This window comes from Streptomyces sp. NPDC029164 (genome assembly GCF_055563995.1).
Genome location: NZ_JBVHWW010000014.1, coordinates 22,067 through 43,084, shown reverse-complemented (window position 1 = coordinate 43,084; position 21,018 = coordinate 22,067). Strand labels below are relative to the sequence as shown.

20 protein-coding genes are annotated in these 21,018 nt (G+C 73.9%); 6 read left to right on the top strand and 14 right to left on the bottom strand.

All coding sequences use genetic code 11. The features are described from left to right. Nucleotides 1–7: 7 nt before the first annotated feature. Complete coding sequence (gene mmuM / locus ACZ4VT_RS15555; protein ID WP_467949870.1) at nucleotides 8–940, bottom strand: homocysteine S-methyltransferase; 933 nt, start codon at nucleotides 938–940, stop codon at nucleotides 8–10. A gap of 11 nt (nucleotides 941–951) precedes the next feature. Next, nucleotides 952–1,878 carry an LLM class F420-dependent oxidoreductase gene (locus ACZ4VT_RS15550; protein ID WP_467949868.1) on the bottom strand — a complete coding sequence of 309 codons (927 nt, stop codon included), beginning with the start codon at nucleotides 1,876–1,878 and terminating at the stop codon, nucleotides 952–954. A 202-nt stretch (nucleotides 1,879–2,080) separates the two neighbouring features. Here ACZ4VT_RS15550 and ACZ4VT_RS15545 point away from each other — a divergent pair, with 202 nt between their 5' ends. Then, nucleotides 2,081–2,335: a hypothetical protein gene (locus tag ACZ4VT_RS15545; RefSeq protein WP_362799813.1), complete on the top strand. Its 255-nt coding sequence runs from the start codon at nucleotides 2,081–2,083 to the stop codon at nucleotides 2,333–2,335. Between the two features lie 67 nt (nucleotides 2,336–2,402). On the opposite strand, the gene ACZ4VT_RS15540 is transcribed toward ACZ4VT_RS15545, so the two are convergent. The 4 genes from ACZ4VT_RS15540 to ACZ4VT_RS15525 all read right to left on the bottom strand — a co-directional run bounded on the left by ACZ4VT_RS15540 (nucleotide 2,403) and on the right by ACZ4VT_RS15525 (nucleotide 5,384). Beyond that, nucleotides 2,403–2,888, bottom strand: a complete 486-nt coding sequence (locus ACZ4VT_RS15540) for a DUF6099 family protein (RefSeq protein ID WP_467949865.1) — start codon at nucleotides 2,886–2,888, stop codon at nucleotides 2,403–2,405. Nucleotides 2,889–3,011: 123 nt separating this feature from the next. Next, complete coding sequence (locus ACZ4VT_RS15535; RefSeq protein ID WP_467949863.1) at nucleotides 3,012–3,425, bottom strand: nucleotide pyrophosphohydrolase; 414 nt, start codon at nucleotides 3,423–3,425, stop codon at nucleotides 3,012–3,014. Further along, nucleotides 3,422–4,603, bottom strand: a complete 1,182-nt coding sequence (locus ACZ4VT_RS15530) for an AAA family ATPase (RefSeq protein WP_467950073.1) — start codon at nucleotides 4,601–4,603, stop codon at nucleotides 3,422–3,424. The genes ACZ4VT_RS15535 and ACZ4VT_RS15530 overlap by 4 nt, the downstream gene beginning before the upstream one ends. Before the next feature lie 385 nt (nucleotides 4,604–4,988). Next, a complete protein-coding gene (locus tag ACZ4VT_RS15525; protein ID WP_030721444.1) occupies nucleotides 4,989–5,384 on the bottom strand; it encodes a cell division protein SepF in 396 nt (131 codons plus the stop codon). 157 nt (nucleotides 5,385–5,541) lie between these two features. On the opposite strand from ACZ4VT_RS15525, the gene ACZ4VT_RS15520 reads away from it, so the two are divergent. Beyond that, nucleotides 5,542–6,249 (top strand): DUF2470 domain-containing protein, encoded by a 708-nt coding sequence (locus ACZ4VT_RS15520; RefSeq protein ID WP_467949861.1) that lies wholly within the window; start codon nucleotides 5,542–5,544, stop codon nucleotides 6,247–6,249. A 37-nt stretch (nucleotides 6,250–6,286) separates the two neighbouring features. After that, on the top strand, nucleotides 6,287–7,207 hold the full coding sequence (locus tag ACZ4VT_RS15515) for an NADP-dependent oxidoreductase (RefSeq protein ID WP_467949859.1): 921 nt from the start codon (nucleotides 6,287–6,289) through the stop codon (nucleotides 7,205–7,207). Nucleotides 7,208–7,250: 43 nt separating this feature from the next. On the opposite strand, the gene ACZ4VT_RS15510 is transcribed toward ACZ4VT_RS15515, so the two are convergent. The 7 genes from ACZ4VT_RS15510 to ACZ4VT_RS15480 form a co-directional block, all read right to left on the bottom strand. Next, nucleotides 7,251–7,430 (bottom strand): hypothetical protein, encoded by a 180-nt coding sequence (locus ACZ4VT_RS15510; protein ID WP_467949857.1) that lies wholly within the window; start codon nucleotides 7,428–7,430, stop codon nucleotides 7,251–7,253. Further along, nucleotides 7,427–8,761, bottom strand: a complete 1,335-nt coding sequence (locus ACZ4VT_RS15505; protein ID WP_467949854.1) for an LLM class flavin-dependent oxidoreductase — start codon at nucleotides 8,759–8,761, stop codon at nucleotides 7,427–7,429. Before ACZ4VT_RS15505 ends, ACZ4VT_RS15510 begins: the two co-directional genes overlap by 4 nt. A 73-nt stretch (nucleotides 8,762–8,834) precedes the next feature. Beyond that, complete coding sequence (locus ACZ4VT_RS15500) at nucleotides 8,835–10,076, bottom strand: ABC transporter permease (RefSeq protein WP_467949852.1); 1,242 nt, start codon at nucleotides 10,074–10,076, stop codon at nucleotides 8,835–8,837. Further along, entirely contained in the window at nucleotides 10,073–10,867 is a 795-nt protein-coding gene (locus ACZ4VT_RS15495; RefSeq protein WP_467950072.1) for an ABC transporter ATP-binding protein, read from the bottom strand. Before ACZ4VT_RS15495 ends, ACZ4VT_RS15500 begins: the two co-directional genes overlap by 4 nt. A gap of 17 nt (nucleotides 10,868–10,884) precedes the next feature. After that, nucleotides 10,885–11,919 (bottom strand): ABC transporter substrate-binding protein, encoded by a 1,035-nt coding sequence (locus ACZ4VT_RS15490; protein ID WP_467949850.1) that lies wholly within the window; start codon nucleotides 11,917–11,919, stop codon nucleotides 10,885–10,887. Nucleotides 11,920–11,959: 40 nt separating this feature from the next. Continuing rightward, entirely contained in the window at nucleotides 11,960–12,517 is a 558-nt protein-coding gene (gene ssuE / locus ACZ4VT_RS15485) for an NADPH-dependent FMN reductase (protein ID WP_467949848.1), read from the bottom strand. 128 nt (nucleotides 12,518–12,645) lie between these two features. Further along, a complete protein-coding gene (locus tag ACZ4VT_RS15480; protein WP_467949846.1) occupies nucleotides 12,646–13,584 on the bottom strand; it encodes a TauD/TfdA dioxygenase family protein in 939 nt (312 codons plus the stop codon). A gap of 1,347 nt (nucleotides 13,585–14,931) precedes the next feature. Here ACZ4VT_RS15480 and ACZ4VT_RS15475 point away from each other — a divergent pair. After that, a complete protein-coding gene (locus tag ACZ4VT_RS15475) occupies nucleotides 14,932–16,038 on the top strand; it encodes a DNA polymerase III subunit beta family protein (protein WP_467949844.1) in 1,107 nt (368 codons plus the stop codon). 37 nt (nucleotides 16,039–16,075) lie between these two features. Here ACZ4VT_RS15475 and ACZ4VT_RS15470 read toward each other — a convergent pair whose 3' ends face one another. Next, nucleotides 16,076–16,573 (bottom strand): hypothetical protein, encoded by a 498-nt coding sequence (locus ACZ4VT_RS15470; RefSeq protein ID WP_467949842.1) that lies wholly within the window; start codon nucleotides 16,571–16,573, stop codon nucleotides 16,076–16,078. Nucleotides 16,574–16,971: 398 nt separating this feature from the next. Between ACZ4VT_RS15470 and ACZ4VT_RS15465 the strand changes: the two genes are divergently transcribed. Both ACZ4VT_RS15465 and scpA read left to right on the top strand, forming a co-directional pair. Continuing rightward, nucleotides 16,972–18,837 carry a methylmalonyl-CoA mutase family protein gene (locus tag ACZ4VT_RS15465; protein ID WP_467949840.1) on the top strand — a complete coding sequence of 622 codons (1,866 nt, stop codon included), beginning with the start codon at nucleotides 16,972–16,974 and terminating at the stop codon, nucleotides 18,835–18,837. Continuing rightward, nucleotides 18,834–21,017: a methylmalonyl-CoA mutase gene (gene scpA / locus ACZ4VT_RS15460; RefSeq protein ID WP_467949838.1), complete on the top strand. Its 2,184-nt coding sequence runs from the start codon at nucleotides 18,834–18,836 to the stop codon at nucleotides 21,015–21,017. Before ACZ4VT_RS15465 ends, scpA begins: the two co-directional genes overlap by 4 nt. Nucleotide 21,018: the final 1 nt, after the last annotated feature.

The following is a 21,018-nucleotide window of genomic DNA, read 5'->3' as shown; positions in this document are numbered from 1 at the left end:
TTGCTGGTCACCGTCCCTGAGCGCCTCTCGTTTTCCGGGGGTGCGCGGCGGTGGCCAGGGCGGCGATCCCGGCGGGGCCGATGCGGCAGCAGCCGCCGATGAGGCGGGCGCCGGCGCGCTGCCAGGCGCGGGTCGGCCAGGGGGCCGGGGTCTCGGGGGTGTGCCAGGTGTGGGTGGCGGCGTCCCAGACGGAGCCGTCGTTGGGGTAGGCCAGGAGCGGCTTGCGGGTGGTGGCGGCGGCCGCGTCGAGGGCGGGCAGGACCTCGGCCGGGTCACAGCAGTTGACGCCGAGCGCGATGATCTCCGGGGCGTCCGCGGCGAGGGCGAAGGCCGCGGGGAGGGGCGCGCCGGAGCGGGTGCGGCCGCCGGCCACGGTGTAGCTCAGCCAGGCCGGGGCACCGGTTTCCGCGAGGACGGTGAGCACGGCCTCGGCCTCGTCCGGGTCGGGGAGGGTCTCCACGGCGAGGACGTCGGGGCCGGCGTCGAGCAGGGCCTCGATGCGGGGGCGGTGGAAGGCGGCGAGCTCGCGCACGCTCAGGCCGTACCGGCCGCGGTATTCGGAGCCGTCCGCGAGCACCGCCCCGTACGGGCCCACCGAGGCGGCCACCCACACCTCGTGGTCGGCGGCCTCGGCCGCGCGGACGGCGAGGGCGACGCCGCGGTGCAGCAGGGCGGTGGTCGCGGCGCGGTCGTACCCGTGGGCGGCGAAGGCCTCGTAGCCGACCTGGTAGCCGGCGGTGATCAGCACCTCGGCGCCGGCCCGCGCGTACGCCGTGTGGGCGGCCTCCACCTGGTCCGGCCGCTCGGCGAGCACCCGGCCCGTCCAGAGGCCGCCGGACAGGTCGCAGCCCTGGTCGGCGAGCTGGTTGCTCAGGCCGCCGTCCAGGATCACGGTCCTGCGGCTGAGGGCCTCGGCGAGCGGGCCGGACGCGCGTGGCACGGGGGCGCCTCCTACTGACCGAGCCGGGAGAGCACCTGGGCGGAGATCAGCTCCAGGTGGTCCAGGTCGTCGAGGTCGAGCAGCTGGAGATAGACGCGGGAGGAGCCGGCGGCTCCGTAGGCGCCGACCTTCTCGACGACCTCGGCCGGGGAGCCGGCCAGGCCGTTGGCCTTGAGCTCGTCCACGTCCCGGCCGATGGCGGCGGCCCGGCGGGCCACCTCCGCGTCGTCCCTGCCCACGCACACGACGAGGGCGTTGGAGTAGACGAGGTCGTCGGGCTTGCGGCCGGCCTCCTCGGCCGCCTCCCGGACGCGGCCGAACTGCCGCTCGCTGTCGGCGACCGAAGCGAACGGCATGTTGAACTCGGACGCGTAGCGCGCGGCGAGCCGCGGGGTGCGCTTGGCGCCGTGGCCGCCGATGAGGACGGGGACCTTGGCCTGGGCTGGCTTGGGGAGCGCGGGCGAGTTCTCCACCTGGTAGTGGCGGCCCGCGAAGTCGAAGGTGGCGCCGGGCTCGGTGGCCCACATGCCGGTGACGATGGCCAGCTGTTCCTCCAGCCGGGACATCCGGTCCGCGGGGAAGGGGATCCCGTAGGCCTTGTGCTCCTCCTCGAACCAGCCCGCGCCCAGGCCCAGTTCGACACGGCCGCCGGACATCTGGTCCACCTGCGCCACCTGGATGGCGAGGACGCCGGGCAGCCGGAAGGTGCCGGCCGTCATCAGCGTGCCCAGCCTGATCCGCTTGGTCTCGCGGGCCAGGCCGGCGAGGGTGATCCAGGCGTCGGTGGGGCCGGGCAGGCCGTCGGCGGATCCCATCTTCAGGTAGTGGTCGGAACGGAAGAAGGCGTCGAAGCCCAGATCCTCGGTGGCCTTGGCGACGGTCAGGAGGGTGTCGTAGCTCGCACCCTGCTGCGGCTCGGTGAAAATGCGCAGATCCATGTACCCATCCTGCCCTTCCCACCCCGGCAGGGTGAATCTGCGTCAACCGGACGGTCCACCCGGGACGCCGCCAGTGACCAGCCCGGATGGGGATCGTTTCCTCGGACGGAGCCGGACCGCCCGGCCCGCGCGCCGGCGGACTCCCCCCGGCGCGTCCACCGCCCCCTTCCGCCTTGGAAGGGCCAGGGCCGAGGAGGCCGCCATGTCCCACGAGGCCGTGCCGGAGACCCCCCGACAGACCGGACCGAACGGACCGGCCGGACAGGCAGCACACGAGTACGCACCGCAGGAGCCCGTGGTACCCGCCCAGGGCGGCGGCGCGCCGAAGGGGCTGCTCCAGCAGATGGAAGAGCTGATGGCGGCGCTGAACGCCGACCTCTCCCAGCTCGACGCCGATCTCCAGTCCTCCACGGACCGCACCGCCGAGGGCGAGCGCCCGTCCTACCGGTCGTCCTGACCGTGCGGGTCCCGCCGCGCACGGCGGGACCCCACTCGCCGCACCCGCCGCCGCCGAAGGCGTCCGCTCAGGCCACGCCCGAGGCGGATCCCCGCTCGCGGACCACCATGCGGCGCAGGATCGCCCGTACCCTGTCGCTCGACTCGTCAGCCGCGTCGATCGACTCTATGCACTGCCAGTACAGGGTCTCCTCGTCCGTCCCGCAGGCCACCCCGACCAGGGCTATCCCCACTTCGCCCAGCAGCGCCTGAAGCCCGAGCAGCGCCTGGCGGACATCCGAGACCTTGCTCAGCTGCGCCGCCCGCGGCGGATACTCGGGCGCACTGCCCTCGCCGCGCAGGGCGGCTCTGTCGAGCACCCCGCATCCTCTGCCTCCCGCTTCCCCCAGTCCCCGTGCCTCCGATCTCAGCTCCGGCGGCCCGGTGACCGCCAGATGGCTCCCGATCCCCTGCGCGAGCGCCTGGGCCTGCCAGGCCTCGCCCACGATGTCCCACGCAGCCCCACTCTGTGCCAGCGCGTGCCGGCCGGCCGCGATGAGCCGTACCGCATCCATATGCCGTCCCCCGTCCGCACGACATCCCGCCGTCCTCACCACTACCCAGAGTGAGGGCAACGAGCCAGTAAAGCCAGGGGTATTCGGAAAATGTGGACACAAACGTGATTGTGGATGAGTCCATCACTCCGAAGAGTGACGATTCGGTGTCGGTGTATCGGCCACAGGGAAGCGGAGTTCGTTCCTCTCGATCTTCGCGGCGAGCGCATCCAGCACATCCACCCCGAGAACCTCACAGAACTGCAGCAGATACGCGAGCACGTCGGCCACCTCATCGGCCACGCGGTGGGCGGTTTCCGGCTTCTCCATGACCTTCGCCGACTGTTCCGGCGTCAGCCACTGGAAGATCTCGACCAGTTCGGCCGCCTCCACGCTCAGCGCGACGGCCAGGTTCTTGGGCGTGTGGTACGGCTCCCAGCCGCGCGCGGCCGCGAACTCCGCGAGCCGGCGCTGCAGTCGGTCCAGCCGTTCGTCGGGGCGCTGCTCGGGACGCGGTCCGGGGCGCGGCTCGGGGCGCGGCCCCTGGGTCTCGTTCATGCCGTCAGGTCTACCATCGCGACGCCCGGGAGGAGGCGGGCGGCAGCCGCGGTGTCCTCCCCCACGGCCGCCACCAGCCGGATGTGGCCGCGCGCCCCGGACAGCAGGGCCAGCCGCAGCAGCTCGGCGCTCTGGCGCCGGTCCAGGCCGCGGTCGAAGCCGTCGGCCAGCACGGTCAGGGCCTGCTGCGCGGAGAGCAGTTCGGCGGCCGGGTCCATGGCCAGCACTCCCGGCCCGGTCAGCAGGACCAGTGCCAGTGCGAGGAAGCGCAGTTCGCCCGCGCCGAGGCGGGCCAGTTCCGTGGCGGGCCGGGCGGGCCCGCGGTCCAGTACGGCCGTGACCGCTCCGCCGCCCGCGGGGGCCCGTACGCCGAGGCCGGCGACGGGCCCGGCGCAGCCGGTGCGGGCCGCCCCGGCCAGCAGCGCGTGGCGGGTGCCGCATTCGTGGCGGGTCCGGCGCAGTACGTCGGCCAGGTTGGCGCAGTCGCCGAGCAGCCGGCCCTCCCCGGGCGGGACGGCGGCGCGCATCCGGTCCGGACTGGGGTCGCAGGGGAACACCGAGCGCAAGGCGACGACGACCTGTTCGGCGGCGGCGAGGACCTGTCGCTGGCCGGCCGTGGAGCCGGCGACGCGCAGCGGGAGGAGTGCGGTGCCGAGCCGGTCGTCGGGCAGCGGGGCCCGGGTGACGCCGATGGCGCCGCCGGTCAGCCAGGCGGCCTGCACGGAGCGCCGGCCGGGGTCGCGCAGGGCGGTGGCGAGCAGGATCTGCCCGTCCTGCGACAGCCGTTCGCCGACGATCCGCAGCGTGGGCTCGGCCTGGACGGCCAGGTCGAGCCGGACCGGGCCGGCCGGGCCGTCGACCGTGCAGCCGAGGCGGAATCCGCGCCGCCGCTGGGCGTCGGGGACGGCCAGGTCGGGGATGCGGGCGCGCGGGTCCGGGAAGGCCTCCTCCAGCGTGGCGCCGGAACCCAGCCCCGCCAGGGCCTCGTAGGCGGCCAGGGCCTGGGACTTGCCGCTGCCGCTCGGCCCGGCGAAGAGGGTGACGGGTCCGAGCGGGAAGGCCGCCGTCCGGTGCGGCCCGAAGGCGGAGAGCCGCAGTTCGGTGACGACGGGCCGCGGATACCGCTGCGCGGGCCCGGCGGGGGGTCCGGAGCCGTCGGGCTCGGGGTACGTCGGCACGGCCGCGCCATCGGCCGGTCCGGCCGGTGCGGAGGAGACGGGCCCCCCACCCGCGGAGGCGGCCGGTGCCGCGAAAGCGGCAGACCGGGCCCGGGCCCCGGTCGCCGGGGCGGCACCGGCCCGCGCACGGGCGGCGCGGCCGGCGCGCGTCGGCGCGGCCTGTGCGGGGACGGTGGGGGTGTCGGCCGACGCGCCGTGGGCCGGAGCGGCCTCGGCTAACGCGGCGTCGGGGTCGGCGGCGGGGGCGGCGTCGGGGGCGGCGTCGGGGGCGAGTGCGGCGGGGGCGGGGCCCACCGCCGCGTCCAAGGTGGCGTCCATGCGCGGGACGGTACGGGCCGCCGGGCCCTCCGTGGCCCCGGCGAACCGTTCCCTCGCGGGGACCTTCCTACGATCGGGGGACGGCCGCGGCCGCGATGCCCTCGACCTCGGTCCCCACCGGCGCCAGCAGGAAGACGTTCCGGTCCACCCGGTGCATCCCGCTGCCCAGTCCGAAGACCACGCCGCTGCTGAAGTCCAGGATCCGCTTGGCCACTTCGCTGTCCGCGCCGGTGAGGTCGAGCAGCACCGGGATCTGCGCGATCAGGTACTCCGCCACCTCCCGCGCGTCCGCGAAGATCTGAACTCTGATCACCACGAAGCGCCGCTGCTCCGCCACCGACGCTCCGGGCGCCTTGGGAATCGTGCGGTGGTCCACCCGGGAGGGCCATTCGTTGCGACTGCGCAGGGGGACCACCTGCGCGAGCCCCTCCCACTGTTCGTCGGTGACGTCGTACCTGCTCACCGGGCCGCCTCGGCCGCGCGCTTCTTGTGCATCCCCCCATCCTCTCGCGTTTCACCCGTTCAGCCCAACAGCGACACGAACCACGCCGAGTACCCCCGGAGCCCAGGATGAGTTAGGTTAGGCATACCTAACTTACTCGGACGATGGAGAGATCCGCATGCGCATGTCCGGTGCCCCCGCCACCCCGGCCGCCCGGCCCACCGACGCCGAGCGAATCCGGTCGATCCTGGCCGCCGCCCACTCCATGACCCTGATCACCGGCGAACGGCGCACCGAGGTCCGCCACCTCGACGGCGGCGACCCGATGGGCCGGTTGCACCTGCACCCCGCCGAACCGGGCGGCGACGACGAGTACCGGCCCACGATCCGGCTGGAATTCACCGACATCGCCCCCACCCCCGTACGCGACCGGGTGCGCGCCCGCGTCACCGTGCGGGGCCGCCTGCTCACCCCGTACTCGGACGGGGCCGCCGGCTCCACCTGCGTGGAGTTCGGCCAGGCCGTCCTGGAAACCGAGCACGGCATTGCGTACGCCGGCCTGGAAGAGCTGGAGGCGGCCCACCCCGACCCGCTCGCCCCGTACGAGGCCGGCATGCTCACGCACCTCCTCGACGACCACCACGACCTCGTCACCCTGCTGCTGCGCCTGGTCCGTCCGCTGCCCACCTCCGCCGTCGTGCGCGCGCTCCCGGTCGCCGTGGACCGGTACGGGATCACGCTGCGGCTGGAGGAGCGGCGCGGCCACCGGGACGTGACGCTGCCCTTCCCCTCCCCCCTCGACGACGTCGAGCAGTCCGGTACGCAGATCCAGGCGCTCTTCGCCGCGGCCCGCCGGAGCTCGCACCGCAACACCCTGCCCGCGTGAGGGAATAGGGCCCGGCAGGACCCTGTTGGGAACGATCATGAAGGCCATCACGTACAGCGCATACGGAACTGCCCAGGACCTCACGCTCGTTGACGTACCGAAGCCGAAGGTGGGACCGGGCGAGGTCCTCGTCCGCGTCAAGGCCGCCGGGGTCAATCCGGTGGACTGGAAGCTCGCCGCCGGATACCTCGACCCGATCCTCGAAGTCCGCTACCCCGTCATACCCGGCTGGGACGTCGCCGGGATCGTCGAGGAGGTCGGCCCGGACACCTTCGACCACGCCGTGGGCGACGAGGTGTACGGCTACGTCCGCAAGGAGTGGGTGGAGCTCGGCACCTACGCCGAACTGGTCTCCGCCCCCGTCCGCACCCTCGCCCGAAAGCCCCGCGCGCTGAGCTTCGAGCAGGCCGCGGGCCTCCCGCTGGCCGGCCTCACCGCCTACCAGTCCCTCACCCGCGTGGGCGTCAAGGCCGGCGAGACCGTCGTCATCCACTCCGCGGCGGGCGGCACGGGCTCCTTCGGCGTGCAGATCGCCGTCGCGCTCGGCCTTCGGGTCATCGGCACCGCCGGCGCGCACAACCACGACTACCTGCGCGGGCTCGGCGCCGAACCGGTGCTGTACGGGGAGGGCCTGGCGGACCGGATCCGCGAGCTGGCGCCCGAAGGCGTCGACGCGGCCCTGGACTTCTACGGGGACGACGTCGTGGAGACGCTGCAGTCCCTGGTCAAGGAGCCCGGCCGGGTCGTCTCCATCGCCGACTACGAGGCGGCCGCCAAGGGCGCCCACCAGCTGTGGGTGCGCCCCGACACGGCCGATCTGACCTTCCTCGCGGAACTGGCCGACGCGGGCAGCCTCACCGTCAACGTGGAGCACGCGCTGCCGCTCGCCGAGGCGGCCAAGGCCTGGGAGCTGAGCGCCGCGGGCCGCACGCGCGGCAAGATCGTCCTGACGGTCTGACGCGAGGACCGGCAGGGCCGGGGCCCGGCCCCGCCCCCCGACCTCAGGACGTGATCGGCCGCAGGTCTCCTCCCAGCGGCGGCCCGATCGCCCTGAGCGCCCCGGGCGTGCGGCCCTTGTCCCCGGGGACGGCCCGGGCCCCGGCCCGGGCCGCCTTGAGGGCGGCCCAGGTGGCGGCCGGTCCGCCGCCGACGACGAGGACGTCGGTGACGTGATCGGTCATGCGCTCCCCCTGGTGTGGCGGTTGGCCGGCCGGGCCAGGCCGTAGTTCTCGCGGAGGGTGCGGCCGGTGTACTCGGTGCGGAACAGGCCGCGCCGCTGCAGGATCGGCACGACGTGGTCGACGAAGCCGGTCAGACCCGTGGGCAGGACGGGCGCCATGATGTTGAAGCCGTCGGCGGCGCCCTGAGTGAACCACTCCTCCAGCTGGTCGGCGATCTGCTCGGGGGTGCCCGCGAAGGTGCGGTGGCCGCGGCCGGCGCCGAGGCGGGCGATCAGCTCGCGCAGGGAGAGGCCGTCGCGGCGGGCGAGCTCGGCGACGAGGGTGAAGCGGCTCTTGTTGCCGTTGACGTCCCGCTCCTCGGGCAGGTCGGGCAGCGGGCCGTCGAGCGGCAGGCCGGTCAGGTCCACGTTGAGCATGCCGGAGAGCTGGGCGAGACCGTACTCCGGCACCTGGAGGTCGGTGAGCTGCTGCTCCAGGGCCTTGGCCTCGGCCTCGGTGGAGCCGATGACCGGGGCGATGCCGGGCAGGACGAGCAGGTCGCCCTCGGTACGGCCGTACTTGGCGAGGCGGGACTTGAGGTCCTTGTAGAAGGTCTGGCCGTCGGCGAGCGTCTGCTGGGCGGTGAAGACGGCCTCGGCGTACTGGGCGGCGAACTCCTTGCCGTCCTCGGAGGAGCCGGCCTGCACGAGGAGCGGGTGGCCCTGGGGCGAGCGCGGGACGTTGAGCGGTCCGGCGACACCGAAGTACTCGCCGCGGTGGGCGGCGGGGTGGAGCTTGTCGGTGTCGGCGTAGATGCCGCCCTCCTTGTCGAGGACGATCGCGTCGTCCTCCCAGCTGTCCCAGAGCTTGGTGGCGACGTCGAGGAACTCGCGGGCGCGGTCGTAGCGGAGGTGGTGCGCCAGGTGCTCGTCGCGGTTGAAGTTGCGGGCCTCGTCGACGGTGCCGGAGGTGACGATGTTCCAGCCGGCGCGGCCACCGCTGATGTGGTCGAGGGAGGCGAACTTCCGGGCGGTGTTGAAGGGCTCGTTGAAGGTGGTGGAGACGGTCGCGATCAGCCCGATGTGCTCGGTGACGGCGGCGATGGCGGACAGCAGGGTGAGCGGCTCGAAGCCGCCGAGGGCGTTGTAGCGGGCCTTGCCCCAGAGGGCGAGCCCGTCGGCGAAGAAGATGGAGTCGAGCCGTCCGCGCTCGGCGGTGCGGGCCAGTTCCTGGAAGTACCGCAGGTCGGTGACCCGTTCGGGGGTGCTGTCGGGGTGGCGCCAGGCGGCGTCGTGGTGCCCGGCGTTCATGAGGAAGGCGTTGAGGTGGAGGGTCCGGGGGGCGGTGGTCATGACTGTTCCTTGTGTGTCAGGTGGCGCGAAGCGGGGGTGGGGCCGTCGGGTGTCGGAACCCGGGCACGGGCCGTCAGGCCGGGACGCGCCAGGTGCTGAGGCGGCGTTCGATCGTCACCAGCAGCTGGTTGAAGGCCACGCCGATGGCGGAGATGGTGACGATGCCCGCGTACATCTGCGGGATGGCGAAGTTGAACTGCGAGGCGTTGATCAGATAGCCGAGGCCGGCCTTGGCGCCGATCATCTCGGCGGCCACCAGCACGAGGATGGAGACGGCGCCGGCCAGCCGGATCCCGGTGAAGATGGCCGGTACGGAGGCCGGCAGGATCACCTTCTGGAACAGGCGGGGCGTGGAGAGGTCCATCGACCGGGCGAGCCGGATCAGGGTGGGGTCGGCGTTGCGGACGGCGCTGATGGTGTTGAGCAGGACGGGCCAGAGGCAGGCGTAGACGACGATCGACACCTTCGAGGTCTCGCCGATGCCGAGGAGCAGGACGAACACCGGGAGCAGCGCGAGGGCCGCGGTGTTGCGGAAGACCTCCAGCAGGGGGCCGAGGAAGTCGGCGAGCGGCCGGTACCAGCCGATGAGCAGGCCGAGCGGGACGGCGACGGCCACGGCGATGCCGAAGCCGCCGAAGGAGCGGAGCAGGCTGGCCTGGGTGTGGTCGGCGAGCTGGCCGTCGCCGGCCAGCTCCCACCAGGCGACGGCCACCTCGCTGACGGGCGGCAGGAAGGTGGCGTCTACCAGGCCGGCGCGGGGGGCGAACTCCCAGAGGGCGACCAGGGCGAGGATCGCGGCGGTCCGGAGGACGACGGCCTTCAGGGCGCGTACGACGACCAGTGCGGCGGTCCTCGTCCGGACGGGGGCCGGGGCTGCGGGCGCGGCGGGTGCCCGGCCCGGCCCGGGGGAGGCGTCGGTGTCGGCCGCCGGGGCCAGGCCGGCCGGGGCCGGGGTCTTGAGGACCGGGACACCGGCAGGGGCGGTCCCGGAGGCGGCCGCGGCGGGCCCCGTCGGCGGGACGGACTCGGCCGGGCCGGGAGCGAGGCCCCCGCTCGGGGCGGACTCGGCGGGGGCCGGGGCCGGGACCTTGGCGGGGTCCACCGGGGCGGGCGTCTTGAGGAACGGGGATCCGGCAGGGGCGGTCCCGGAAGTGGCCGCGGCGGGCCCCGTCGGCGGGACGGACTCGGCCGGGCCGGGAGCGAGGCCCCCGCTCGGGGCGGACTCGGCGGGGGCCGGGGCGGGGGTGGGGACGGACTCGGCCGGGGTGGTGGGGGCCGAGGCCGCCGGGGCGGTGGTGTCGGTTCCGGTGCTCATGCGGCTGCCGCCTCCTTCTCCAGTTGCTGGGCTCGGGCCACCTCGTCGTGGAGGAGGTTCCAGATCTCGTGCCGGTAGCGGGCGAACTCCGGGCTGGACCGCAGGGCCTCCCCCAGCAGTCCGTCGCGGTCGCCGAAGGAGACCGGGACGACCTCCTTGACCCGGCCGGGCCGGGAGGTCATGACGGCCACCCGCTGCCCGAGGTAGACGGCCTCCTCGATGCCGTGCGTGATGAAGACGACGGTCTTGCCGGTGCTTCGCCAGATGCGGCGCAGCTCGTCCTGGAGGGACTCGCGGGTCTGCGCGTCGAGCGCGGCGAACGGCTCGTCCATCAGCAGCACGTCCGGGTCGTACGCCAGTGCGCGGGCGATGGCGACGCGCTGGCGCATGCCTCCGGAGAGCTGGTGCGGGTGCCGGTCCTCGAAGCCGGTCAGTCCGACGAGGTCCAGGAACTCCTTGGCCCGGGCGGCGCGTTGGCGGCGCGGCACACCGGTGGCCTCCAGGCCGAACTCGACGTTGCCCTGGGCGGTGCGCCACGGCAGCAGCGCGTACTGCTGGAAGACGATGCCCCGGTCCAGGCCCGGCCCGGTGACCGGCTTCCCGTCGAGCAGGATCCGCCCGGCCGTCGGGGCCGCCAGGCCGCCGAGGAGGTCGAGGAGCGTGGACTTGCCGCAGCCGCTGGGGCCGACGACCACGAGGAACTCCCCGCTGCGGATCTCCAGGTCGATGCCGTCGAGGGCGGTGAAGTCCCCGAAGGTCTTGCGCACTCCCTCGAACACGATCTTCGTCATGGTGGCCGTCACGGCCGTCACCCCTTTCCGTATGCGTTGAACTCGTTGGTGTAGAGGTCGGACGGCTTGAACTGCCCCTGCTTGATGTCGCCCCGCTCACCGAGCCAGTCGAGCCAGAGCTGGAACTCCTGGTCGGGTATCCGGCCGCCCGTCTCGGCGATCCCGTACGAGCGCCAGTACTGCAGGGCGGTGGTGTCCTCGTTGCGGCCGCGCTTCCTGACGATCTCGGTCATCCGGGCGACGGCCTCCTCGCGCGGGGTGGTGCGGGACCACTCGATGGCCTTGGCCACGCCCGTCACGAAGGTCCGTACGGTGTCCGGGTTCTGCTTGATGAAGCGCTCGGTCATGATGTAGGTGCCCGCGCTGAACGGGCCGAGCAGTTCCACGTCGGTGAACAGCGGGCGGATGCCGCCCGCGGCGACGGCCTTGTCGCGCAGGATGCCGGTGAGCACCCCGACCTCGATCTGCTGGGCGCGCAGCGCCTGTTCGGTGTTGACGGGCGGTATCACCAGGGCCTCGACCTTGGCCGCGTCCGCCTTGGACAGGCCGTTGCGGCTGAGGTAGGTGTCGAGCAGCGCCTGGTAGTGGGCGCCCAGGGTGTTCATGCCGACCGATCTGCCGATCAGGTCCCGGGCGGAGCGGATCGGGCTGTCCTCCAGGACGAAGTAGCCGGCGTAGGAGTACTGGTCCGAGCCGTAGGAGGAGATGACCGCCTTGATCGGCGCCTTGCCGGCGGCGAGCTTGATGACCGCGCCGTTGAAGGCGCTGCCGAAGTGGGTCTGCCCGGTGGCGGCGGACTGGATGTCCTGCGGGCCGCTGATGGTGTTGCCGACCCATTCGAGCCTGACGTCCTCGAAGTAGCCGAGGTCGGCGGCGAGTTCGGGGAGCGTGACCGCACCGACCGAGCCCTGGTACTTCAGGGTCTTGACCTGCGAGCCGGATCCGCCGCCCGTGGCGGTGGCCGTGCCGCAGCTCACCGCGGCCGCCGAGATGCCGAGCAGGGTCAGGAACTGGCGTCGGGAGGTGCGGGTCGAGGTGAATCCTGCGGGCATGGCGGCGTCCTTGTCGGTGCGGTTGCGTGGTGGCGTCGTGTTACGGGGCGGTGGTGAGGGCGGCGGCGGGCGCGGTGCGCAGGGCCTCGGCGAACTCGTCGACCGCCTGGAAGAGGTCGAGCTCGGCCTCGGGCCGCAGCCGGTCGGGGCCGGCGCCGCGCTCGACGGAGGAGTCGAGGACGAACCGGCCGGCGGTGACGTGCCGGGCGCCGAGGGCGGCGAGCACCGGGCGCAGGGCGTAATCGATGGTCAGGACGTGGGCGAGGCTGCCGCCGGTGGCCAGCGGGAGAATCGTTTTGCCGGCGAGGCCGTCCTGCGGGAGCAGGTCGAGGAAGGCCTTGAGCAGGCCGGTGTACGAGGCCTTGTAGACCGGGGTCGCGATGACCAGGCCGTCCGCCTCGGCCACGGCTTCGAGCGCCCGGCGGATCTCGGGCTCGCCGCGGCGGGCGGCCAGCAGGTCGGCGGCGGGGAGCTCGCGCACGGCCAGGTGCGCGGTCCCGAAGCCGGAGTGGGACAGGCGGCGCAGCACGTGGTCGGCGACGACGGCGGTACGGGAGTGGGCGGAGGGGCTGCCAGTGATGGCGAGCAGGTGGGGCACGGGGGCTCCTTGGGTGACGTACGGGAGCGGTCGGGGCGGGCGGGGCGGGGCGGTGCGGAACGGGGCGGGGCGGAACGGGGTCGATCGGGCGGAGGCGGGGGCGGTCAGGCGAAGGGGAGGCGGGGCGGTCAGGCGGTGGTCGAGGCGCCGGACGGGATGCCGAAGGCGGGGTCCGGGACGGTCTCCGGGCTGATCAGGCGGGAGGACTCGCCGTCGGGACCGACCGGGACGTCGCCGTCGACGGTGACGCGGCGCAGCGTGCGCTCGTGGTCGTCGGAGTCGTCCACGCCGTAGTGCTGGGTGGCGCGGTTGTCCCAGATCGCGACGTCGCCGGCCTGCCACTGCCAGCGGACGGTGTTCTCGGGGCTCTCGATGTGCGACTGGAAGAGGTCCTGGAGGACGCGGGAGTCGCGGCCGGTGAGGCCCTTGATCCGCTGGACGAAGTTGCCGAGCAGCAGGGTGCGTTCGCCGGTCTCGGGGTGGACGCGGACCACCGGGTGCTCGGTGAGGAACGTGGTGGAGGTGAACACCTCGCGGTACTGGGCCAGGGCCTCGGGGAGGGCGTCGGGCTTGAGGGCGGCGTAGTCGTACTCGTTGGAGTGGACGGCGCGCAGGCTGTCGGCGAGGGCGCGGAGCGGCTCGGGGAGGTGGGCGTAGGCGGTGGCGGTGTTGGCCCAGAGGGTGTCGCCGCCGTACGGGGGGATGGTGACGGCGCGCAGGACGGAGAAGGCGGGGTAGGCGGGGACGAAGGTGACGTCGGTGTGCCACTGGTTGGCGCGGGCGCCGTGGTGGGAGTCGATGCCGAGGGCGTAACGGCCGTCCGCGGAGGGGACGGTGGGGTGCGCGACGGGTGCGCCGAGCAGCTCGGCGAAGGCCTCGTGGGAGGCCTCGTCGAGGTGGGCCTGGCCACGGAAGAAGACGACCTTGTGCGCGAGGAGGGCGGCGCGGATCTCGGCGACGGTGCCGTCGGGCAGGTCGCCGCCGAGCCGTACGCCGCCGATCTCGGCGCCGATGCGGCCGCCGGTCTTGGTGACGGTGACGGTGGGGGCGGGAAGGGTGGTGGCCATGGGAGCTCCCTGCTGAGGACTGGCCGCGGGCTGGCTGGTCGCCGCGGCGGCGGAAACGGACTGACGTGACGTGACGTGACGTGGTGCGGGCGGTACGGCTGCGGCAGCGGCCCCCGAGGGCGCGGAGGCCCCTCGGGAGCCCGGCCACCCCGCCGCCGCGCCCTCCGACGGCAGGGCCCCGGCCGTCCCGGCCGAAGACCTCCGGTGGGGAGAGCCGTCGCGAGCCGCCCCACCGGACGCCCGCCGCGGGCGCACCGCGGCGAGCCACCCCGGTGCGAGAGCACCCCTGGGGCCTCGCCGGGGCACCCCCGCGGGAACGGCACCCCTGGTCGGGGACCGCCCCCGGAACACCCCGGGCGCGAGGCCGCCACCGGTGGGTTCCGGTGGGGCGCCCGCCGTGGCCACCACGCCGGAGCGGGCCCTGCCGGAGCGGTGGCCCCGGGTGGGGTGCCGTTCGCGTGGGACAACTCCGGTGCGAGGGCGCCCCGGTGGTTCCCGGGGGTACTCGCCGTAGGTGCCGTGCCGTGCCCGGGCGGTCCTGCCGGAGCGGTGGCCCTGGTTGGGCTCCGTCCGCGGGATCGCGCCTGGGGGCGCCGGGCCGGTGAGCGGTCGTACCGGGACGGGTTCCCCTGGTTGGGGGCCGTCCCGGGTGGACGGCTCCGGTGCGGAGACGTCTCGGTGGGTCCGGTGGGGCAGCCGTTGGGGACCGTCCCGGGGGACGTCCCCGGTGGGTCAGCGGTGACGGGCGCCGCCCCGGCCGGGCGCCCCGGTCAGGGGCGACGCCGGGTCGGGGACCGCCTCGGGCACCGGTCCGGTGGCGCGTCGACTGGGGAAGGCGGGTCCTGGTGGGCGCCGGCCCGGGGAGAGCGCGTCCCGGAGCCGGCCCGCGGCCGCAGGAGCCGTCCGTTGGGGCGGTCCGGGAGGGCGCGGCCCGGCGGCCGGCCCCCGGGGGGATGGCGCGGCCCGGGGTGGGGTCCGGGTGGGCGTGCGGGCGGGGGTCAGGCCGTGGGGGCCGGACAGCGGCCCGGACACTCGCCCGGCTCGGTACAGAGGCCGGGGGTGTGGAGCCGCGTGGCGAGAGGTTCGGTCGCGGACATGCCTCGGAGACTGTCAGCGCCCCCGCCGCCGGTCAACCCCCTCCCACGGCTCCCCGGGGTGGCCGGAACGAACCCCTCACCTGACTCCGTACAGCTGCTGTGACCTGCGTGTTCCGCCGGGCCGGCAGATCATCCGCACGGCCGTCGGCGGCCGAAAATCCATGGCCGGATTTCACGACCCCGCAACGCCGCCGCCACGGTTGACCCTCGACCTGGTGGAGGGCGCAGAGTTCTGGGTGTGGAGAGCGAGATGCGCAGCATTGGCGAGATGGCCCGGGACAGCGGACTGAGTGTCAGCGCCCTGCGGTTCTACGACGGGGCCGGCGTGCTGGTCCCGGCCTGGGTGGATCCGGTCAGCGGCTACCGCTGGTACGGACCCGAACAGCTCGAAGAGGCCGGCCTGCTGGCCCGGCTGCGGCGGGCCGGCATGCCGTTGGCGGACATCCGGCTGGTGCTGGCCGGCTGGTCCGGCGCGGACACCGGCCTGGTGCGAAAGCTGCTGGAGGCGCATCTGCGCCGTCTCGAACGGGGCCTGTCCGATGCCCGCGGCGCGTTCTCCACCGTCCGAGCCCTCCTCGACCGCAGGGAGAAAGACCCGATGACCGTGCCCCGCACCGCCTCCCCGGCCGCCACCGGCGCCCCCCAGCCGGCCGTTTCCGCCCCCGCGCTGGCCGCCGCGCTGGACGCCGTCCGCTTCGCCGCCGGCACCGATCCGGACCTGCCGATGCTCGGCGGCGTCCTGTTCGACATCGAGGGCGACGCCCTCCGCGTCGTGGCCACCGACCGGTACCGGATGGCGGTCGCGCGGGCCGCCACCACCGGCTACGGCGGGCCCCGCGTGCAGGCCGTCGTGCCGTCCCCGCTCGCCGACGCGATGCGGGCGCTGCTGACCGGCGACGCCCCGGTCCGGCTGGCCGTGGACGGGGACCGCGTGACCTTGGAGGCGGCGGACCGTCAGACGGCCGGCCGGTGCGTCGATCACGGGTTCCCCGACTACCGTCGCCTCGTCCGGCTGCCGGCGGGGCGCCGGGCCCTCGTCGACGTCGCGGCCTTCCGGAAGGCGGTGGAGACCGGCCCCGTCCGTGCGAGTGAGGCGCCCGCGCCGGAGGGTGGCGCCTGTGACCTCAGCGTGCTCAAGGTGACGGCCGGCGGCGGGGTGACCGTATGCGAGGACGGCGACGACGACCCGGAGCGCGTCGCCGTCAACCGTGAGTTCCTGCTGGACGCCCTCGCCGCCGCCGGAGCCCGCGACCAGCTGGTCCTGGAGATCGGCGCCCCCACCGCGCCCCTGGTGATCCGCCGGACCGACACCGAGGACACCTTCTCGCTGCTGATGCCCGTCAGCCTGGAGGACTGACCACCAGGACCCACCAGGACCGATCATCCGGGCTCGTTCAGGCCCGGGCCCAGGCGCGCAGGAGCGCCTCCCGCTCGGGCGGCTTGGGGGTGCCCTCTGGGGCGTGGTCGCGGCCCCAGGCCTCAAGGGTGCGCGGGTCCGCGGTTCCCGCGACGAAACGGGCGAGCAGCTCCTGGGAGAGGGCCGTCTCCCCGGCTCCGTAGCCCGCGACCGCGGCGTACACCGTCACCTGTTCCGGCCCGTTCTCCGTCTCCAGCCGCAGGGTCATCTCGGGCGGCCCCTCGCCGGTGAAGGCGCCCACCGCGGCCGAGACCACCGCTCCGAGGAACTTCGAGGCGCGGCCGGACGGGCTCTCGACGGGCACGTCCTCGACGACCGCGGAACGCAGTCCTTCCCACGTCCACGCACGGGAGCCGTCGGGGTCCACCGCTTCCGGCCCGGCGCCCGTCAGCCGCACGCAGCCCCCCACGGCGTTCGGCGGCGACCCCACGTACACCGCGTCCGGAGTGACCCAGAACAGTCCGACCATCGCCACAACCGGCTCCCGCCACTCGCACCCTCGCACCACGCGCGCCACCGGCACGCCCACCCCCACCCGTACCGCCCGGGCGCAACGGACCACCGCAGACACGCCCGGGACCGGCGCTTCTGTCGGAAGTCTTCAATCGGGCGGTCGCGGCGTGGGCGCGCGGGCGGGCGTCCCGCACGGGAGAACTCCACGGGGGAGCGGGGCCGCCGCGAAGGAGCGCTCGCCCGTCCGTGGAGATCTCCGACGGATCGTGGTAACGCGCGCGGGTCCGGCCGGACCCTCCGGGGCGGCGGCAACGGTGCTGCTCAGCCGGGCAGTCAAGATCCATGTCGGATCTCACGAGAGGGCGAGATCACACCGGACGGTATGGTGCGCCTTAAGCGCCCGCCCCTAGCATTCGAGCCATGACGGTCCTGCCTGACGACGGGCTCTCCCTGGCCGCCGAGTTCCCTGACGCGACGCATGAGCAGTGGCAGCGCCTTGTACAAGGCGTACTGCGCAAGTCGGGCAAGGAAGCCTCCGGCGAGGCCGCAGAAGATGCGTTGTCCACCCCTCTCGAGGACGGGCTCACCACCCGCCCGCTCTACACCGCGCCGCCCGACGGGACGGCTCCCGACATCGGTTTGCCCGGCTTCGCCCCCTTCGTACGCGGAGGCAAGCCGGAGGGCACCACCGCGAACGGCTGGGACGTGCGCCAGCGCATCGCGGGCACCGATCCGGCGCGCGTGAACGAAGCGGCCCTCGCCGACCTGGAGAACGGGGTCACCTCCCTCTGGTTCACCGTGGGCCGGAGCGGCCTCCCGGTCGACGGCCTCGCGCGGGCGCTGGAGGGGGTCTACCTGGACCTCGCCCCGGTCTCCCTCGACGCGGGAGCCCAATACGCCGAAGCCGCCCGCGCGTTGCTGCGCCTGTTCACCGAGAGCGCGGTGGCCCCCGAGGTCGCGCGGGCCTCGCTCGGCGCCGACCCGCTGGGCCACGAGGCCCGGACCGGGGAGGCACTGGACCCTGCCGCCGCCGTGGAGCTGGCCCGGGAGGCCGCCGCCGGCTGGCCCGGGGTGCGCGCCCTGACCGTGGACGCCCTGCCGTACCACGAGGCCGGCGGCAGCGCCGCCGAGGAGCTGGGCCTGTCCCTGGCCACGGGCGTCGCCTACCTCCGCACCCTCACCGAGGCCGGACTGAGCACCGAAGCCGCCCTCGGGCAGCTGGAGTTCCGCTACGCCGCCACCGCGGACCAGTTCCTCACCATCGCCAAGCTGCGCGCCGCGCGCCGGCTGTGGGCCCGTATCGCCGAGGCCTCGGGGGCCCCGGAGGCGGGTGCCCAGCTCCAGCACGCGGTGACCTCGCCGGTGATGATGACCCGCCGCGACCCCTGGGTGAACATGCTGCGCACCACCGTGGCCTGCATGGCCGCGGGCGTGGGCGGCGCGGACTCGGTCACCGTGCTCCCCTTCGACCACGAGCTGGGCCTGCCGGACGCCTTCGCGCGCCGGATCGCCCGCAACACCTCCACCATCCTGCTGGAGGAGTCACACCTGGCCCGGGTCATCGACCCGGCCGGCGGCTCGTACTACGTGGAGCGACTCACCGACGAACTGGCGCACGCGGCCTGGGAGTTCTTCCGGACCGTGGAGAAGGCCGGCGGCCAGGCCGCCGCCCTGCGCTCCGGGCTGGTCGCCGAGCGGCTCGCCGCCACCTGGGCCGAGCGCTCCAAGAAGCTGGCCAAGCGCCGCGAACCGATCACCGGCGTCAGCGAGTTCCCGCTGCTGTCGGAGAAGCCTGTCGTCCGCGACCCCGCTCCCGCCGGACCCACCGGCGGACTGCCGCGCGTGCGGCGCGACGAGGCCTACGAGGCCCTGCGCGCCCGCAGCGACGCGCACCTGGCGGCCACCGGCGCCCGGCCGACGATCTTCCTCGCCGCGCTGGGCCCGGCGGCCGCGCACACCGCGCGCGCCACCTTCGCCTCGAACCTGTTCCAGGCGGGCGGCATCACACCCGTGCACGACCCGGTGTCGGTGGACCCGGCGACGGCCGCCGAGGCCTACGCCGCGAGCGGCGCCGACGGCATGGCCGTGATCTGCTCCAGCGACGCGCTGTACGAGGAGCAGGCCGCGGCAGTGGCCGGGGCCCTGCGTGCGGCGGGCGCCACGACCGTCTTCCTCGCCGGCCGGCCGGGCACCGCAGGGGCTTCCGTGGACGAGTACGTCTTCGCCGGCTGTGACGCCGTCGCCGTGCTGTCCTCCGTACTCGACCGAATGGGAGTGCCGTCTTGAGCATCCCCGATTTCTCCGAGCTGGCGCTCGGCTCCCCCGCCGCCCGGGTCTGCGAGGAGCAGTGGCGCGCCTCGGTGAAGGAGTCCACCGGCACCGCGGCCGCCGACCTGCTGTGGGAGACCCCCGAGGGCATCGGGGTCAAGCCGCTGTACACCGGACGGGACCTGGAGGGCCTGGACTTCCTGCAGACGTACCCGGGCGTGGCCCCGTACCTGCGCGGCCCGTACCCGACGATGTACGTGAACCAGCCCTGGACGATCCGGCAGTACGCCGGCTTCTCCACGGCCGAGGAGTCGAACGCCTTCTACCGGCGCAACCTGGCGTCCGGTCAGAAGGGCCTGTCGGTGGCCTTCGACCTGCCGACGCACCGCGGCTACGACAGCGACCACCCGCGCGTGACGGGTGACGTCGGCATGGCGGGCGTGGCGATCGACTCGATCTACGACATGCGGCAGCTGTTCGACGGGATCCCGCTGGACAAGATGTCGGTGTCGATGACGATGAACGGCGCGGTGCTGCCCGTCCTCGCCCTCTACATCGTGGCGGCGGAGGAGCAGGGCGTCTCCCCCGACAAGCTCGCCGGGACCATCCAGAACGACATCCTCAAGGAGTTCATGGTCCGCAACACCTACATCTATCCGCCCAAGCCCTCGATGCGGATCATCTCCGACATCTTCTCCTTCACCTCGCAGAAGATGCCGCGGTACAACTCGATCTCCATCTCCGGCTACCACATCCAGGAGGCCGGGGCCACGGCCGACCTGGAGCTGGCGTACACCCTCGCCGACGGCGTGGAGTACCTGCGGGCGGGTCAGGCGGTCGGCCTGGACGTGGACGCGTTCGCACCGCGCCTGTCGTTCTTCTGGGCGATCGGCATGAACTTCTTCATGGAGGTCGCGAAGCTGCGCGCGGCCCGTCTGCTGTGGGCGCGCCTGGTCAAGCAGTTCGATCCGCAGAACGCCAAGTCCCTGTCGCTGCGCACGCATTCGCAGACCTCGGGCTGGTCACTGACCGCGCAGGACGTCTTCAACAACGTGACGCGCACCTGCGTCGAGGCGATGGCCGCGACCCAGGGACACACCCAGTCGCTGCACACCAACGCCCTCGACGAGGCGCTCGCGCTGCCGACGGACTTCTCGGCGCGCATCGCCCGCAACACCCAGCTGCTGCTCCAGCAGGAGTCGGGGACCTGCCGGTCCATCGACCCGTGGGGCGGCAGCGCGTACGTCGAGAAGCTGACGTACGACCTGGCGCGGCGGGCGTGGCAGCACATCGAGGAGGTCGAGGCGGCCGGCGGCATGGCGCAGGCCATCGACGCGGGCATCCCGAAGCTGCGCGTGGAGGAGGCCGCGGCGCGCACGCAGGCGCGCATCGACTCCGGGCGGCAGCCGGTGATCGGCGTGAACAAGTACCGCGTGGAGAACGACGAGGCGATCGACGTCCTGAAGGTCGACAACTCCTCCGTGCGCACCCAGCAGATCGCCAAGCTGCGGCGGCTGCGCGAGGAGCGCGACGAGGCGGTCACCCAGGACACCCTGCGGGCGCTGACCAACGCGGCCGAGCGCGGGGACGGGAACCTGCTGGCCCTCGCCGTGAACGCGGCGCGCGCCAAGGCCACGGTGGGTGAGATCTCGGACGCACTGGAGAAGGTGTACGGGCGGCACGCGAGCCAGATCCGTACGATCTCGGGTGTGTACCGCACCGAGGCAGGCGAGTCCCCGTCCCTGGAGCGCACCCGTGCGCTCATCGACCGGTTCGAGGAGGCGGAGGGCCGCCGTCCGCGCATCCTGGTCTGCAAGATGGGCCAGGACGGGCACGACCGCGGCCAGAAGGTGATCGCGTCCGCCTTCGCCGACCTGGGCTTCGACGTGGACGTCGGCCCGCTGTTCCAGACCCCGGCGGAGGTGGCCCGCCAGGCCGTCGAGGCGGACGTCCACGTGGTGGGCGTCTCGTCGCTGGCGGCCGGCCACCTGACCCTCGTACCGGCGCTGCGCGAGCAGTTGGCGGAGGAGGGCCGCGAGGACATCATGATCGTCGTGGGTGGGGTGATCCCGCCGGCGGATGTCCCGACGCTGCTGGAGATGGGCGCGACGGCCGTGTTCCCGCCCGGCACGGTGATCCCGGACGCGGCCCACGACCTGGTGACGCGGCTGGCCGCGGACCTGGGCCACGAGCTGTAGG

Excerpts from the sequence above, each read along its gene's own strand:
- ACZ4VT_RS15550 (WP_467949868.1), bottom strand. The coding sequence starts at position 1,878 with ATGGATCTGCGCATTTTCACCGAGCCGCAGCAGGGTGCGAGCTACGAC.
- ACZ4VT_RS15545 (WP_362799813.1), top strand. The coding sequence starts at position 2,081 with ATGTCCCACGAGGCCGTGCCGGAGACCCCCCGACAGACCGGACCGAAC.
- ACZ4VT_RS15540 (WP_467949865.1), bottom strand. The coding sequence starts at position 2,888 with ATGGATGCGGTACGGCTCATCGCGGCCGGCCGGCACGCGCTGGCACAG.
- ACZ4VT_RS15535 (WP_467949863.1), bottom strand. The coding sequence starts at position 3,425 with ATGAACGAGACCCAGGGGCCGCGCCCCGAGCCGCGCCCCGGACCGCGT.
- ACZ4VT_RS15520 (WP_467949861.1), top strand. The coding sequence starts at position 5,542 with ATGCGCATGTCCGGTGCCCCCGCCACCCCGGCCGCCCGGCCCACCGAC.
- ACZ4VT_RS15515 (WP_467949859.1), top strand. The coding sequence starts at position 6,287 with ATGAAGGCCATCACGTACAGCGCATACGGAACTGCCCAGGACCTCACG.
- ACZ4VT_RS15510 (WP_467949857.1), bottom strand. The coding sequence starts at position 7,430 with ATGACCGATCACGTCACCGACGTCCTCGTCGTCGGCGGCGGACCGGCC.
- ACZ4VT_RS15505 (WP_467949854.1), bottom strand. The coding sequence starts at position 8,761 with ATGACCACCGCCCCCCGGACCCTCCACCTCAACGCCTTCCTCATGAAC.
- ACZ4VT_RS15500 (WP_467949852.1), bottom strand. The coding sequence starts at position 10,076 with ATGAGCACCGGAACCGACACCACCGCCCCGGCGGCCTCGGCCCCCACC.
- ACZ4VT_RS15495 (WP_467950072.1), bottom strand. The coding sequence starts at position 10,867 with ATGACGAAGATCGTGTTCGAGGGAGTGCGCAAGACCTTCGGGGACTTC.
- ACZ4VT_RS15490 (WP_467949850.1), bottom strand. The coding sequence starts at position 11,919 with ATGCCCGCAGGATTCACCTCGACCCGCACCTCCCGACGCCAGTTCCTG.
- ACZ4VT_RS15480 (WP_467949846.1), bottom strand. The coding sequence starts at position 13,584 with ATGGCCACCACCCTTCCCGCCCCCACCGTCACCGTCACCAAGACCGGC.
- ACZ4VT_RS15475 (WP_467949844.1), top strand. The coding sequence starts at position 14,932 with ATGCGCAGCATTGGCGAGATGGCCCGGGACAGCGGACTGAGTGTCAGC.
- ACZ4VT_RS15465 (WP_467949840.1), top strand. The coding sequence starts at position 16,972 with ATGACGGTCCTGCCTGACGACGGGCTCTCCCTGGCCGCCGAGTTCCCT.